Below are 14,607 nucleotides of genomic sequence, written 5' to 3' on the forward strand. Positions count from 1 at the left end.
ACGATTTTTTCTTTTTCAAGAACAAGCAAAAAGGTTTTATCGTACTTTTAGCGCATTAGAATATAGATAAAATGAAAGAATCTAAACCACTAATTATAACTGCATTTATTGCTATTTATGTTATTTGGGGATCAACTTATTTACTGAACAAAATAGTTGTTACAGAAGTTTCACCATTGTTATTAGCAGCCATTCGTTTTTCTATATCGGGAGCGCTAATAATGCTAATAGCTAAACTTTTAAAGAGAGAAATAAAAGTGACTAAAAAACAACTTTTAAATTCTGCGATAGCTGGTTTTCTTTTTTTAGTATATGGAAACGGAATGTTTGTTTGGGCACTGAAGTTTGTAGATAGTGGTTTTGGGGCATTATTAGCAGCTACACAGCCTTTATTTGTATTGTTACTTTTACGTTTGATTGATGGAAAGAAAATGCAGCGAAAATCAATTATTGGAGTTGTACTAGGTATTATAGGAATGTATTTATTAGTAAGTCAAAATGAAATAACAACTTCAAAAGATATGTTAATAGGAATTTTTATGATTTTTTCTTGTGTTTTAAGCTGGAGTTATGGTAGTGTATTTGTGGCTAAAGCAAAACTTCCTAAGAACTTTTTTGTAAGCACAGGATATCAGATGCTTTTTGCAGGCGGATTACTTTTTATAGGATCTTTTATGTTAAAAGAAACATGGACTTCTCCTTTAGATTGGTCTTTTAAAGCACAAGGAGCTATGTTTTTATTAATTGTTTTTGGAAGTATTGTAGCCTTTACTTCTTTCAATTATTTATTGAAAATTGTTCCTACTGAAAAAGTGTCAACATCAGCGTATGTAAACCCTGTTGTAGCCTTATTTTTAGGATGGTATTTTTTAGATGAAACTTTAACAACGCAATCAATTATTGCATCAGTAGTATTGTTATCTGGAGTTTATTTTATTACTTCAAGAAAGCGAATTTCAAAATTGAAAGTTACCACCAAACCACAAAAAATTTAAGTAGTTCTCCATTGGGCTTTTTTAACCAACAAAGAGGTGCATTTTCTTCATTTAAAAACTGTTGAAGTTTATTTTGATACGATTCAAAGTTTAACCAATCAACGTTAGGGTGTGGATTGACCAACCAGTTGTGTTTATTAGGGATGTAAAACTTGCAATCAGAAAATTGAACTAATTCCTTAGGGTAAATATAAAATCCGTAGATACATTCATTATTAACTAAAGTGAATTCCTTATTTATATCTTGGAGAGGTACAAATAATTGTGCTTTAAAATAAACTTGTTGCGTAATTTCAGTAGCGTCTAACCCTAATTCATCTAAATACTTTTTAGATTGCTTAGAGTAGAGTAGCGGTAATTGTTTTTCTTTTAATTTACTTAGTTTTTGAACAAAAGAATCTCGTCTGTTAGGACCAATCCAATGCTCAATCTCAGAATCACCAACAGTAGCATCATACAAATAAAACTTGTAAACTATTTCTAAATGAATAGTTTTTTCGTTTTGTTTTAGAATACAATCCAGTTCACCCAAGGTTATTTTTTCTTGTTGAATTTGAATGTTTTCTGTGAGAATGGTTATTGAGGAATCTTGCTGTAAATCAAAAGAAACAAAACGCTCTACTAACTTACCTAAACGTAATTTCTGTGTAATTTCTTCGGAAAAAGAAGAGGTTATAACTTTTGAAACACAAAATTGTTCTAAATCAAAAACACCTTTTCCATGCCATAGAAAAGGTGTTTGTAAAAATCCTTCGTATTGTAATTGTAAGTCTTTTTGTTTTTGGTACATAAAGAATTACTCTTTAATTCCTAGTTTGTCTAATACCAATTTTGTGATATCAAAACGCTCATCAAGATATCCAAATTCATTTCCTGTAGTTGTTAAAATTTGGGTATAGCCATTTTCTTTAGCTACTTCAGCAATTACTTCACTTACTTTTTTATATAACGGGCGTAAACTTTGTTCTCTTTGAATTTGCATCATTGCTGTTCCGTTTTGACGAAATTTAGCCATTTCTTGTTCAAGCACCTGTATTTCTTGAACTCGACTCTTCTTATCATCATCCGTCATTAATTCTTGTTCAGCTTTAAAAGAATCTACCTTTGTTTTATATTCTGTCGCTTTAATTTGAAAACTAGAATCTAATTGTTTACCATAGTTTTCTACACGTTGTAAAACACCTTTCATTTGTGGCATTTTACTAATAATTAATTCACTATCTACAGTACCTACTTTCGTTTGTGCATTTGTAAATCCGATAAAAAATAAAGCGAGTATAAATGTGATTTTTGATTTCATAAATTTCTGTGTTTTGTGACAAATATAAAAAAGTGGTTAATGTACGAACCTTAAAATTCGTTAAATTTTACTTTTTACTCTCAATGGTTGCGATAATGTTATTTACATCTTCTTGAAAATCGAACCAAATAATTTCTGGGTCTTTACGGAACCAAGTTCCTTGGCGTTTGGCAAATCTTCGAGAATTTTTCTTTATTTCTTCAATTGCAAATTCTTTAGTGAAGTTACCTTCGAAATATTCAAATAACTCTCGGTATCCTACTGTTTGTAATGCATTTAACTTTTTATATTGATGTAGTTTTTGGGCTTCTTCAATCAAACCGTTTTCAATCATAATATCTACTCGACGATTTATACGATCGTACATGATTTCTCTATCTGCTTTTAAACCAATTTTTATAGTTTGAAAGTTGCGTGGAGCTTTTGGCTTGCTTTTAAAAGAACTGTATCTTTTTCTTGTTCCGACACAAATTTCCAAAGCACGAATTAATCGATGCGGATTGTCAGTAGCAATTGTATTGTAGGTTTCAATATCTAATTCTTTTAATTGCTGTTGAAGATGCTCAATTCCTTTGTTATCAAGTTTAGTAGTTAAATCAATTCTAATTTGAGGATCTACATCTGGAAATTCATCAAAACCCTTTAAAACCGCATCAACATACAATCCACTACCACCTACCATAATTTGAATAGGATTTTCAACAAATAGTTCATCAAGCTTAGCTAAAGCGTCTTTTTCAAACTGACCGACTGAATAATCTTCAAAAATGCTACGATTTTGAATAAAATGGTGTGGGGCAGCAGCAAGTTCATCAGCATCTGGAACTGCTGTTCCTATAGTCATTTCTTTATAAAACTGACGAGAATCGCACGAAACAATATCACAGTTAAAGTGTTGAGCTAGTTTAATACTTAGTGCTGTTTTTCCTATAGCCGTAGCTCCTACAATGGTAATTAAGATATTTGTTTGTGGCATTTAGTTCAGTTTTGTTCCGCAATGATAACAAAATTCGGCATCATCTTTATGACCTTCGTATGAGCAATTCGGACAAGATTGTGTGTTTAAATCTACTTTCTTTTTTGTCATTTCAGAACTTACAATTCCTGTTGGAATGGCAATAATAGCATAACCTATAATAACTGTTATACTTGCTATAAATTGCCCTAAAGCTGTTTGTGGAGCAATGTCACCATACCCAACTGTGGTAAGAGTTACGATAGACCAATAAATACTTCTAGGAATGCTGGTAAAACCATTTTCTGCTCCTTCAATAAAATACATGATAGAACCTAAAATGATACAGATAATGAGTACAAAATAAAGAAATACTCCAATTTTAGCTTTACTGGCATTTAATGCTTTAATAAGCTCATTTGATTCACCTATATATCTTGATACTTTAAGAATTCTAAAAACCCTTAATAAACGCAAAGCTCTTAAAGCTATTAAACTACTATGAGAACCTACAAAGAAGAAGGTTAAATACATAGGAATTGTAGATAAGAAATCTATTATACCGTAAAAGCTAAAAATATATTTAGTTGGTTTATTAATAGATATGATTCTTAGGATGTATTCTATTGAAAAAAGAATTGTAATTATCCACTCAGATACATATAAAAAAGTATGATGTTTTTTATCAAAACTATCTACACTTTCTAGCATTACTAATATGATGCTCGCTAAAATAGCAAACAATAAAACGATATCAAATAACCTTCCAGCAGGTGTGTCTGCTTCATAAATTATTTCATGTAATTTATCTCTCCAATTAAGTGATTTTTCTTCCAAAACAGTAAATTATTGAGTGGTTTACAACAATATTACAAATTATTTTCAACTTGTAATCGCACAATTTTAGACACTTTGTTTTTTAACAAGTAGTTCTTAATTATTGTTTTTGCTAGTTCTTTATTTTCAATAGGAGTTAGCATTGATTTTAAGATAGATAATTGATTTTCTTGAAAAGCTAAGTTTGTATATGTATAACCTATAACCTCGTTGTTTTCTATTAAAATTACAGCGTGTTCTTCAGGAATACGACCTTTATCGATAATCATCATATGATCATGATTAAAGTTTCTATCCGCAATTTTTTTTCTTCTGATAATATTGTATTTAGGTCTTAGTTTTTCTAACTCTAAATGATATTTAAGACGTGTAAAAAGTAAATTGCCAGTTTCGTTAAAAGTAACTTCCGAAGCTCTTTTTACTATTTTTAATCCTTTTCTCGTTTCAGTCAAAAAAAGTTTATTTACTTCGTGTTTCATGTTGTTTCCTCTACCAATGTAAATAATACTTCCTTCTTTATTGTGTATGTAAAACACCCCTTGTTTTTCAGGAAGACTGTCTAATATTTTTTGAATTCGAAATTTCTCATGTCTATTATCAAAATACTTGATAGACTGTTGGATAATCTCTTTTTCGGTGTCTTTTTCTAATAATAACTTGAATAACTGTACTGTTGCCAATGCATCTCCTGTTGCTCTATGACGATCAGACATTGGTATTCCTATAAACCTACACAACTTACCTAAACTGTGCGATGGAGCTTCAGTAATTAATTTTTTACTAAGAGTTACAGTACATAAGGTATTACGCTTATAATCATAACCTAAACGGTTGAACTCTGTGCGTAAAATTCGATAATCGAAGTTAGCATTATGAGCAACCATAAAACAATCTTCAGTAATTTCAACGATTCGTTTAGCTATTTCATAAAACTTAGGTGCATTACGGAGCATTTTGTTGTTAATTCCTGTTAGTTTAACAACAAATTCTTGGATATCTCTTTCCGGATTTACTAAACTAATAAATTGATCTACGATTTGATGTCCATCAAATTTATAAATAGCAATTTCAGTAATTCCTTCTTCGTTATACTTTCCTCCAGTAGTTTCTATGTCTAAAATAGCGTACAATTCTCTCTTTTTTTAGCAGATTTATGTAAATCTAAGCAATATAATTTCTAACTCCAAAAATTGAGCTTCCTATTCGTACCATATTACTTCTGTTTTTAATGGCTAATTCATAATCTCCACTCATTCCCATAGATAGAGTAGTTAAATTCGGATATTTTTCCTGATTTTTATTGAAAAAGCTCGCTAATGATGAAAACTCCTCTTGTAATTGCTCTTGATTCTCAGTAAATGTAGCCATTCCCATCAATCCAACAATTTTGATGTTCTTTAATTCTTTTAATTCATCGGAAGCTAAAATTTCTTCTATTTCGTTAAAAGGTAAACCAAACTTGGTATCTTCTTTAGCGATACGAGCTTGTAATAAACAATTAATAACCCTATCGTGTTTCTTCGCTTGTTTATCAATTTCTTGTAAGGTTTTAAAGCTATCTACACCGTGAATTAAATGCACAAAATGTGCCATGTACTTAACTTTATTACGTTGTAGGTGTCCAATCATGTGCCATTGAATATCTTTAGGAAGTTCATCATACTTGGCAACCATTTCTTGGATCTTGTTTTCTCCAAATACGCGTTGCCCTGCATTGTAAGCTTCCTGCAAATCGGAAACAGGTTTCGTTTTTGAAACTGCAACTAGCGTTACATGTTTTGGTAAACTTGATTTTATTTTTTGAAGATTTTCTTTAATTCCTGTCATGATAATAACTGTATGTGCTGATATGGTACTAAAATTCGTAAATAGTTAAAGCACTTCGTAATTTAGGCTCTATATAGGTGGTTTTAGGAGGCATCATTAAACCAGCATCTACGATTGTTTTTAACTCTGCTATGTTGGTAGGTAACATTCCAAAGGAAACTTTAAACTCTCCGCTATCTACCTTGGTTTTAAGTTCTAATCCGTCTGATTTATTTTGCGAATACACAATTTTAGAAGCGTCCGTTTCTAATGTCGTCTATTCCTAAAATAGGTTGTAATACGGTTGTGTATAAAATATAGGCATCTAGCTCGCTTAAACAATCAGTGAATTTGTAAAGTGATTTACGTAAATACAAGGCATAAAACTCACCGTTTAAATACATACTAAAGTGATGCTTTTCTTTTGGTTTGTAGAGCTCTTGCCCACGATTTTCTATTCTAAAATGTGTGTCTAATTCAATCAGTAATTCTTCAGGAGTTAATCCGTTTAAATCTTTAATAAATCGATTGAACTCATAAATTTTTAACTGACTTTCAGGTAATAGATAACTCATGAAATAGTTGTAATTTTCTTTACCTGTGTGCTCTGGATTGTTTTCTGCTAAATTTTGAGCCAATAAACAAGAAGAGGTAGAACGATGATGACCGTCAGCAATATATAAAGTGTTAACTTGTTGAAATGCCTCAGAAATTTTAGCTACATCGTTGCTATCATTCACCACCCATAAAAAGTGTAAATCTCTATCAGAAGTAGAAAACTCGTACTCTGGTCGCTGCTTCTGATATTTTTGTATAATTGAATTTATTACATCATTATCAGGGTAGGTTAGTAGTACTGGTTCAGCATTAAAGCCTGTGTTTTTTAAGTAATTTTCAAACAGTAACTCACGTTCTCTTAAAGTATCTTCATGTTTTTTTATCACATTATTATGATAATCTTCAACAGAAGTTGCTGCTATAATTCCGCAGAAATTATCTGAAGGAGTTATTTTTTGATATACATAAAAAGCGGAAGTTTCATCTTGTTTAAAAATCTCATTTTCTTTAAATTCTAAATAACGGTTGTGTACCAATTTAAAACGTTGTTCACCCGTTACATCTTGTTTATGGTATTTATATCCAGGGTTAATTACATGTAAAAATGTATACGGATTAAAGTCTAGCTTTGCTCCAATCTCTGCAGGAGTATAAATTTCATATGATTTAGAGGAAACTAACGCCACTTTATCACGCGTAGCTCTTACCGCTTTAAATGGTTTTACAATCGCCATGAATTATTCGCTTAATAGTTTTATAATTTTATTGGCTAATTCAACTCCAATTCTTTCTTGTGCTTCAATAGTAGATGCACCAATATGTGGTGTCATAGAGATTTCTGGATTCATCAATAATTGAATTTCAGGTGTTGGCTGATTCTCAAAAACATCTAATCCAGCATATTTAACTTTACCACTTTCAATAGCATTTACTAAATCAACTTCATTTAAAACACTACCTCTTGAAGTGTTGATAATTCCAACTCCGTCTTTCATTTGATCAAACTGAGTAGCAGCTATAACGTACTCTTCTTGTGCTGGTAAATGCAAGGTTACAAAATCTGATTTAGACAAAACCTCTTTTAACGATTGAGTTTCTACGGAAAAATTAACTACTTGTCCATCGAAAAAAGGAATTGTAATAGTAGCATTTTCTACTTCAGTGTCCGTAGCAATTATTTTCATTCCTAATCCTAATGCCATTTTAGCTACCTCTTGTCCGATATGACCAAAACCTATAATACCTAAAGTTTTACCTCTTAATTCAATCCCTTGAGAAAACTGTCTTTTTAAAGAGTTGAAGCTTATGTCACCTTCTAAAGGCATTTCTCGATTCGATTGATGTAAAAAGCGTACCATACCGAACAAATGCGCAAACACCAACTCAGCTACTGAAAGAGCAGATGCACTTTGAGCATTTACAACATGTACACCATTATCGATAGCATATTCAATATCAATATTATCCATACCAACACCTGCACGACCAATTAATTTAATACTTGGGCAAGCTTCTATCAATTCTTGACGTATTTGCGTAGCACTTCTTACTATGATAGCATCAATACTGTGTTCGTTTATATAGTTTTCAAGTTGTTCTTGAGCAACTTTGGTGTTTAATACTTCAAATCCTGCTTTTTCCAAAGCCTCAATTCCGCTAACGGAAATTCCATCATTCGCTAATATTTTCATCTAATTTTGTTTGAAAGTTAAAAATTGAAAAATTAAAAAGAGCATTGCTTCATTTTCAAATTTTCAAATTGATTCATTAACTAGTTCTTTCTAATTCCTGCATTACATCTACCAATGCTTGAACGCTGTACAAAGGTAATGCGTTGTACATACTTGCGCGATATCCACCAACACTTCTATGACCGTGTAATCCATTAATATTGGCTTCTTGCCACATAGTATCAAACTTAGCTTGTAAGTTTTCATCGGTTAAAGTGAATGTCGCATTCATGTGGCTGCGATCTTCTATAGCTGCAACTCCTTTAAATAAAGGGTTTCTATCTATCTCATTATATAGTAAAGCTGATTTCTTCTCGTTTACTTTTTCAATAAATTCAATTCCCCCTAAATCTTTTAACCAATCCAATGTTAACATAGATGTATATACTGGAAATACAGGAGGTGTATTAAACATGCTGTCTTTATCAATAAACACTTGATAATTTAACATAGAAGGTATTTGACGTTCTACTTTTCCTAAAATATCTTCTTTTACAACCACTAAAGTTGTACCTGCTGGCCCCATATTTTTTTGAGCTCCGGCATAAATCAAATCAAATTTTGAAAAATCTAATTGACGAGAAAAAATATCAGAACTCATATCACATACCATTGGAACTGAAGTTTCAGGGAAACTCTTCATTTGTGTTCCGAAAATCGTATTGTTACTGGTACAGTGAAAATAGTCTACATCGGTAGGGATTTGATATCCTTTTGGAATGTAGCTGAAGTTTTTATCTTTTGAAGAAGCAACTTCTACCAATTCTCCAAATAATTTAGCTTCTTTAATCGCATTACTACTCCAAGTTCCAGTATTTAAATACGCAGCTTTTTTATTCAATAAATTGTAGGCAACCATTAAAAATTGCATACTTGCACCACCTTGTAAAAACAATGCTTTGTAGCCTTTATTTTCTAGTCCTAATAACTCTAAAGCTAAACTTCTTGCTTTCTCAATCACCTCTACAAAAGGTTTACTTCTATGAGAAATCTCAATTAAAGACAAGTTGTCATTATTAAAATTAATAACAGCTTCAGAAGCCTTTTGAAGCACTTCTTCTGGTAAAATACAAGGACCCGCGCTAAAGTTGTGTTTTTTCATTTGTGTTGTTGTGTTTTGCTACACAAAGGTGCAAATTTATATAGAGAGGTGTTCTAAATTTTTGATAAAAATTCTAATGTATTTACCCCATCAGCATAGTCCCATAACTTCGGATGTTGTGTTTGCCCGAATTCAATTTCATTTTCTATAAAATTGTTTGCCACCACACATTGAATTTGCTCTCTATCTTCCCAAAGTTTTATCTTCAAATCATCAGAATTGTCGTAGTATTCATAGAAAACAGAAGCGATAGGAGAGGCGTAACTCTCATCTTCTTTAATCATTAAAAAACCATTATCTAAAATATCAAACTCACTCATTAAATACACCGCCTTATTATAATCATAATTGTTAGCGTATTTAATATTATTTATAATCTCGTGTTGTTGATACATTCCGTTGAAAAAAGCGTCGAAATTATAGTCTTTCGGAATAAATACTTTTGAAACTGAACGGCATCCTAACCCGAAGTAACGAAAAACATCTTCACTTAAATTTTGCATTTGTTCTTCCGATTCATTTCCTGTTAATACAGCTACAGAATTTCTGTTTTTTCGGATGATACTAGGTTTGCCTTTAAAATAATATTCAAAATAACGAGCTGTATTGTTACTTCCTGTAGCAATTACAGCATCAAAACCAGTCAATTTTTCTTCAGTAAATGATATTTTTCCTTTCAATTCAGGTTCAACATACTCCAAATACTTAGCTAAAAAAGGCAATAAATGTTTGTCGTTAGACGATTGCTTCACTAAAACTGAATGACCAGAGATTAATACCGATAAAAAATCGTGGAATCCTACTAAAGGAATATTTCCAGCCATAATAATAGCAATTAACTTAGCGTCGTTTTTTCCTAAATCTTCTTTAGAAATCCATTCAGTTAAATTATCTGTGGTCAAGGCTTTTGCCCAGTTTTCTATTGAAAACAACAGGTTTTCTTTCGTAAACCACGTATTGTTTTCTCCTGCTATTTTAAGTTGATGTTTAAATCCATCAAAAAATAACTCATTATGTTCTATATTTTCTTTTTTCTCGATTTTTTCTTGAGAAAACTGGCTTAAAAATTCTCCTAGTTTATGAAAAGCGTTGATTCTACTTTTTATACTATCCATTTATTTGGTTCTAAATTAAATTGGAACTATTTTTGCAAATGCAAAGTTACAAAACTGAAAGAGATTAATTATGGCAATTATAATAACAGATGAATGTATAAATTGTGGGGCTTGTGAACCTGAATGTCCAAACACAGCTATTTACGAAGGAGCAGATGATTGGAAATATGCAGACGGTACTGATTTAACAGGAAATATCGTTTTACCAAACGGTAAATCTGCCAATGCCGATGAAGATCAAGAACCAATTTCTGATGAAATTTATTACATCGTTGCTGACAAGTGCACTGAATGTAAAGGTTTTCATGAAGAGCCACAATGTGCGGCAGTTTGTCCTGTAGATTGTTGTGTTCCTGATGAAGATAATGTAGAAACAGAGGAGGAGCTATTAGCGAAACAACGTTTTATGCATAACGAATAACAGTCTCATACTGTCTTAAACATAAGAAATATTAGAACCTCGATACATTTCGAGGTTTTTTCATGAATAATAATCTATATTTGCACTCGCAAAATTTCAATAAAAACATAGAATGAAAGCTGGAATTGTAGGATTACCTAACGTAGGGAAATCAACCTTATTTAACTGTTTATCAAACGCAAAGGCACAGAGTGCTAACTTTCCGTTTTGTACCATTGAACCAAACTTAGGAGTGGTAAATGTACCAGATACTCGTTTAGAAAAATTAGAAGAATTAGTTAACCCTGAAAGAGTATTACCTGCAACTGTAGAGATTGTAGATATTGCAGGATTGGTAAAAGGAGCAAGTAAAGGAGAAGGTTTAGGAAATCAATTCTTAGCAAACATTCGTGAAACGGATGCTATTTTACATGTATTACGTTGTTTTGATAACGATAATATTGTGCACGTTGATGGATCTGTAGATCCTATTCGTGATAAAGAAACAATTGATATTGAACTTCAATTAAAAGATTTAGAAACAGTTCAAAAGCGTTTAGAGCGTGTAAAAAGAACTGCTAAAACTGGTAACAAAGAAGCGCAAGTAGAATTAGAAATTTTATTGAAAGTTGAAGCTACTTTATTAGAAGGAAAGTCTATACGTTCTATCGAGTTTACTGAAAAGGAAGAAGAGTTTGTACATCCATTACAGTTCATTACTGCAAAACCAGTATTATATGTATGTAATGTTGATGAAGGTTCAGCAGTTTCTGGAAATGCTTATGTTGATAAGGTAAAAGAAAATGTAGCTCACGAAAATGCTGAAGTTATTGTGTTAGCAGTAGGTACAGAAGCTGATATTACAGAATTAGAAGACTACGAAGAGCGTCAAATGTTTTTAGCAGATATCGGATTAGAAGAAGCAGGTGTTTCTCGTTTAATTCGTTCGGCATATAAGTTATTAAACTTACAAACTTATTTTACTGCAGGTGTTAAAGAAGTAAGAGCTTGGACAATTCCTGTTGGAGCAACTGCACCACAAGCTGCAGGAGTAATTCACACCGATTTTGAAAAAGGATTTATCCGTGCAGAAACTATCAGTTATGACGATTATGTTGCATTTGGTAGCGAAGCTAAAGTAAAAGAAGCTGGTAAAATGAGAGTAGAAGGAAAGGAATACGTTGTTAAAGATGGTGATGTAATGCATTTCAGATTTAACGTGTAATCTACACCTAATATAAAATACAAACTCCACTAGATGATAGTGGAGTTTTTTTGTACCTTAGAATCTCAAATTCGCTTAAAATGCAAATAGATAAACAAACATTTCAATTTTTAAAAGACTTAAAAGAAAATAACAATCGTGATTGGTTTACTGAGCATAAAAAAGAATTCACCAAAGCTCAAAACAATGCAAAAGAGGTGTACAAAACCATTCAAGAAAATCTAAATAAGCATGATGAAGTTGATAAGCACAAGTTATTCAGAATTTATAGAGATGTGCGTTTTTCAAAAGATAAAACTCCTTATAAAACACATTTTGGAGGTTCTTTTCATAGAAAAAAACCAGAATTAAGAGGAGGCTATTATTTGCATATTTGCCCTGGAGATAGTTTTTTAGCAGGTGGATTTTGGGAACCAAATAAAGAGGATTTACTTCGTATTCGTAAAGAATTTGAAATGGACGCTTCTGAAATTAGAGAAATTTTAGAAGAGAAAAATTATGCACAATATTTTGGAGGTAAGCTTGAAGGAGATGAACTAAAAACAGCTCCAAAAGGATTTGACAAAGAACATCCAGATATCGATTTGATTCGCAAAAAAGGGTATATTGCTATTCAACATTTTTCTGATAAAGAAGTTCTTGCTCCAGAATTTTTAACAAGAGTAGATCATGCTTTTAAAGCTCTTCGACCTTTCTTTGATTATATGAGTGATGTTTTAACCACGAACTTAAACGGAGAAAGTCTTTTAGATTAATTTAAGTTCAATCGAACTTCTCTTTTTAAATAAATATAAGTAACCAAAGTTGATGAAATATCAGCGATAGGAAACGACATCCACACACCATTTACCCCATAAAACTTGGGTAGTATATATACCAAAGGAATTAAAAAGATTCCTTGTTTTAAAAGTGTTAAAAGTAAAGCAGGTAACGCTTTTCCTGCTGCTTGAAAATAGGCCGCACCAATTAATTGGGTTGTAATTACAGGTGTTGCTAAAAAAGCAATAATTAACGCATTGGGTGTGCTGTTTAACAGTTCTTTATCTTCAGTAAAAATACTTACCAATTGAGTTGGAAACAACATGATAGCGATAAAAATAATAATAGCTATTCCTGTACCAAAAAGTATCGAGGTTTTAATACTCTCTTTAACTCGTTCAATATTATTTGCTCCATAGTTATATCCTGCAATGGGTAAGAAGCCTTGAGTTACTCCTAAAACAGGAAAAAGGGCAAACAGCATAACTCTGTTGATGATACCATATATAGCAATAGATATTTCCCCTCCGTATTTAAAAAGTGTGTAGTTTAAAACAATAGTAAGCAAACTTATGGTTCCTTGCCTTACTACCGTTACACCACCTAAAGAAACAATTTCTTTTACGATGGAAAAATTGAGTTTAAAGTATTTAGGAATCACTTTTAGTTGAGTATTCTTAGAAAAGAAAAACCATAAAATAAATAATCCGCTAACAGCGTACGATATAGAAGTAGCTAATCCTGCACCAAATATTCCTAAATTCATGAATTTTATAAACACAACATCTAAGAATATGTTAGCAATGGCAGGAAATAACATAGTAAGCATCGCGTAATTAGGTTTTCCTTCAGCTCTAATTACAGGATTTCCCATCATAGCAAAAGCTAAAAAAGGAACTCCCCAAACAATTACATTAAAATATTCAGTAGCAGGTACAATTATATCTCCATTCGCTCCAAAAAGTTGTAAGATAGGCGTGCTAAAGAAGGTTCCTAAAAGCACAAATATTACTGAAAGTACAATAGTAAGTGATATCTGATTTCCGAAGACTTCAAAAGCCTTATCAGATTTATCAGCACCCAAAGCTCTTGAAATAATAGAGCTTCCTCCAATTCCGACTCCCATTCCTATAGATGAGATTAAAAAAGCAATAGGTAGCACAACAGTAATTGCAGCAATAGCTAAAACACCTATCCATCTTCCAACAAAAATAGTATCTACTATCATGTTAATTGACATGACTAAAATACCAATGGAAGCAGGAATAGCTTGTTTTAAAAGAAGTTGACTAATACTTTTTGTTCCTAAGTCGTCAGCGATTCTATTCATGTTGCCTAAATTAACACGAATTATCGTTCTAATTTAAAATCTACGTTATATTTAAGTAATAATTAACATCAAACCTGTAAGTTTGTTATATGAATGTATTTGAACAAAAACATATTGTAACAGCTAATGAAATAGATGAGTATAACCATGTGAATAATGTGGTATACGTGCAATGGATGCAGAATATTTCTGATGCCCATTGGAAAGAGCTATCAAAAAAAGCGACAAATATTGATTATGTTTGGTTTGTTATTCGTCATGAAGTTGATTATAAAAATCAAGCTGTTTTGGGAGATGAAGTAACGCTTAGAACTTGGGTTGGTAAAACCGAAGGAATAAAATCTATTCGTCATTTTGAAATTTATAGAGACGAAACATTATTAGTAAAATCACAAACCACATTTTGTTTATTAGATGCTACTACCAAAAAACCTAAAAGAATTACGAAAGAAGTAACAAACTTATTATTACCGTAAAAAAGAACAATATCTTTGC

Annotated in this window: 15 protein-coding genes and 1 pseudogene; 5 read left to right on the forward strand and 11 right to left on the reverse strand. The window is 31.7% G+C overall.

All coding sequences use genetic code 11. From position 1 onward, the window contains the following. The first annotated feature begins 71 nt into the window (after positions 1 to 71). On the forward strand, positions 72 to 995 hold the full coding sequence (locus OU788_RS02155; protein ID WP_274633637.1) for an EamA family transporter: 924 nt from the start codon (positions 72 to 74) through the stop codon (positions 993 to 995). On the opposite strand, the gene OU788_RS02160 is transcribed toward OU788_RS02155, so the two are convergent. The 10 genes and pseudogenes from OU788_RS02160 to OU788_RS02205 all read right to left on the reverse strand — a co-directional run bounded on the left by OU788_RS02160 (position 970) and on the right by OU788_RS02205 (position 10,398). Further along, positions 970 to 1,785 carry a DUF1853 family protein gene (locus tag OU788_RS02160; RefSeq protein ID WP_274633638.1) on the reverse strand — a complete coding sequence of 272 codons (816 nt, stop codon included), beginning with the start codon at positions 1,783 to 1,785 and terminating at the stop codon, positions 970 to 972. The two genes, OU788_RS02155 and OU788_RS02160, sit on opposite strands and share 26 nt — an antisense overlap. Positions 1,786 to 1,791: 6 nt before the next feature. After that, positions 1,792 to 2,295 carry an OmpH family outer membrane protein gene (locus OU788_RS02165; RefSeq protein WP_274633639.1) on the reverse strand — a complete coding sequence of 168 codons (504 nt, stop codon included), beginning with the start codon at positions 2,293 to 2,295 and terminating at the stop codon, positions 1,792 to 1,794. A 67-nt stretch (positions 2,296 to 2,362) separates the two neighbouring features. Then, on the reverse strand, positions 2,363 to 3,271 hold the full coding sequence (gene miaA, locus OU788_RS02170; protein WP_274633640.1) for a tRNA (adenosine(37)-N6)-dimethylallyltransferase MiaA: 909 nt from the start codon (positions 3,269 to 3,271) through the stop codon (positions 2,363 to 2,365). Further along, positions 3,272 to 4,087: an ion transporter gene (locus OU788_RS02175; RefSeq protein WP_274633641.1), complete on the reverse strand. Its 816-nt coding sequence runs from the start codon at positions 4,085 to 4,087 to the stop codon at positions 3,272 to 3,274. Between the two features lie 32 nt (positions 4,088 to 4,119). Beyond that, entirely contained in the window at positions 4,120 to 5,217 is a 1,098-nt protein-coding gene (locus OU788_RS02180; RefSeq protein WP_274633642.1) for an exonuclease domain-containing protein, read from the reverse strand. A 31-nt stretch (positions 5,218 to 5,248) separates the two neighbouring features. After that, positions 5,249 to 5,914: a YggS family pyridoxal phosphate-dependent enzyme gene (locus tag OU788_RS02185; protein WP_274633643.1), complete on the reverse strand. Its 666-nt coding sequence runs from the start codon at positions 5,912 to 5,914 to the stop codon at positions 5,249 to 5,251. A gap of 28 nt (positions 5,915 to 5,942) precedes the next feature. Further along, positions 5,943 to 7,185: pseudogene (locus OU788_RS02190) on the reverse strand (DUF1015 domain-containing protein). Between the two features lie 3 nt (positions 7,186 to 7,188). Further along, on the reverse strand, positions 7,189 to 8,142 hold the full coding sequence (locus OU788_RS02195) for a D-2-hydroxyacid dehydrogenase (protein WP_274633644.1): 954 nt from the start codon (positions 8,140 to 8,142) through the stop codon (positions 7,189 to 7,191). 76 nt (positions 8,143 to 8,218) lie between these two features. Then, complete coding sequence (gene serC, locus OU788_RS02200) at positions 8,219 to 9,283, reverse strand: 3-phosphoserine/phosphohydroxythreonine transaminase (RefSeq protein WP_274633645.1); 1,065 nt, start codon at positions 9,281 to 9,283, stop codon at positions 8,219 to 8,221. Positions 9,284 to 9,336: 53 nt separating this feature from the next. After that, the gene (locus OU788_RS02205) at positions 9,337 to 10,398 is read right to left on the reverse strand and encodes an acyl-CoA reductase (RefSeq protein WP_274633646.1); all 1,062 of its coding nucleotides are present in this window, start codon (positions 10,396 to 10,398) and stop codon (positions 9,337 to 9,339) included. 70 nt (positions 10,399 to 10,468) lie between these two features. Here OU788_RS02205 and OU788_RS02210 point away from each other — a divergent pair, with 70 nt between their 5' ends. The 3 genes from OU788_RS02210 (at position 10,469) to OU788_RS02220 (ending at position 12,778) form a co-directional block, all read left to right on the forward strand. Beyond that, complete coding sequence (locus tag OU788_RS02210; RefSeq protein ID WP_028892008.1) at positions 10,469 to 10,819, forward strand: 4Fe-4S dicluster domain-containing protein; 351 nt, start codon at positions 10,469 to 10,471, stop codon at positions 10,817 to 10,819. 112 nt (positions 10,820 to 10,931) lie between these two features. Beyond that, positions 10,932 to 12,023: a redox-regulated ATPase YchF gene (gene ychF, locus OU788_RS02215; RefSeq protein ID WP_274633647.1), complete on the forward strand. Its 1,092-nt coding sequence runs from the start codon at positions 10,932 to 10,934 to the stop codon at positions 12,021 to 12,023. Positions 12,024 to 12,103: 80 nt separating this feature from the next. After that, positions 12,104 to 12,778: a DUF2461 domain-containing protein gene (locus tag OU788_RS02220; RefSeq protein ID WP_274633648.1), complete on the forward strand. Its 675-nt coding sequence runs from the start codon at positions 12,104 to 12,106 to the stop codon at positions 12,776 to 12,778. On the opposite strand, the gene OU788_RS02225 is transcribed toward OU788_RS02220, so the two are convergent. Next, positions 12,775 to 14,112, reverse strand: coding sequence for an MATE family efflux transporter (locus OU788_RS02225; protein ID WP_274633649.1), 1,338 nt, complete (start codon positions 14,110 to 14,112; stop codon positions 12,775 to 12,777). The two genes, OU788_RS02220 and OU788_RS02225, sit on opposite strands and share 4 nt — an antisense overlap. Positions 14,113 to 14,201: 89 nt before the next feature. Here OU788_RS02225 and OU788_RS02230 point away from each other — a divergent pair, with 89 nt between their 5' ends. Beyond that, positions 14,202 to 14,588, forward strand: coding sequence for an acyl-CoA thioesterase (locus OU788_RS02230; RefSeq protein ID WP_274633650.1), 387 nt, complete (start codon positions 14,202 to 14,204; stop codon positions 14,586 to 14,588). Positions 14,589 to 14,607: the final 19 nt, after the last annotated feature.

The organism is Tenacibaculum sp. L6 (assembly GCF_028823685.1).
GTDB lineage: Bacteria > Bacteroidota > Bacteroidia > Flavobacteriales > Flavobacteriaceae > Polaribacter.

Coding starts and splice junctions, on each gene's coding strand:
- OU788_RS02155 (WP_274633637.1), top strand. CDS start 72: ATGAAAGAATCTAAACCACTAATTATAACTGCATTTATTGCTATTTAT.
- OU788_RS02160 (WP_274633638.1), bottom strand. CDS start 1,785: ATGTACCAAAAACAAAAAGACTTACAATTACAATACGAAGGATTTTTA.
- OU788_RS02165 (WP_274633639.1), bottom strand. CDS start 2,295: ATGAAATCAAAAATCACATTTATACTCGCTTTATTTTTTATCGGATTT.
- miaA (WP_274633640.1), bottom strand. CDS start 3,271: ATGCCACAAACAAATATCTTAATTACCATTGTAGGAGCTACGGCTATA.
- OU788_RS02185 (WP_274633643.1), bottom strand. CDS start 5,914: ATGACAGGAATTAAAGAAAATCTTCAAAAAATAAAATCAAGTTTACCA.
- OU788_RS02195 (WP_274633644.1), bottom strand. CDS start 8,142: ATGAAAATATTAGCGAATGATGGAATTTCCGTTAGCGGAATTGAGGCT.
- serC (WP_274633645.1), bottom strand. CDS start 9,283: ATGAAAAAACACAACTTTAGCGCGGGTCCTTGTATTTTACCAGAAGAA.
- OU788_RS02205 (WP_274633646.1), bottom strand. CDS start 10,398: ATGGATAGTATAAAAAGTAGAATCAACGCTTTTCATAAACTAGGAGAA.
- OU788_RS02210 (WP_028892008.1), top strand. CDS start 10,469: ATGGCAATTATAATAACAGATGAATGTATAAATTGTGGGGCTTGTGAA.
- ychF (WP_274633647.1), top strand. CDS start 10,932: ATGAAAGCTGGAATTGTAGGATTACCTAACGTAGGGAAATCAACCTTA.
- OU788_RS02220 (WP_274633648.1), top strand. CDS start 12,104: ATGCAAATAGATAAACAAACATTTCAATTTTTAAAAGACTTAAAAGAA.
- OU788_RS02225 (WP_274633649.1), bottom strand. CDS start 14,112: ATGAATAGAATCGCTGACGACTTAGGAACAAAAAGTATTAGTCAACTT.
- OU788_RS02230 (WP_274633650.1), top strand. CDS start 14,202: ATGAATGTATTTGAACAAAAACATATTGTAACAGCTAATGAAATAGAT.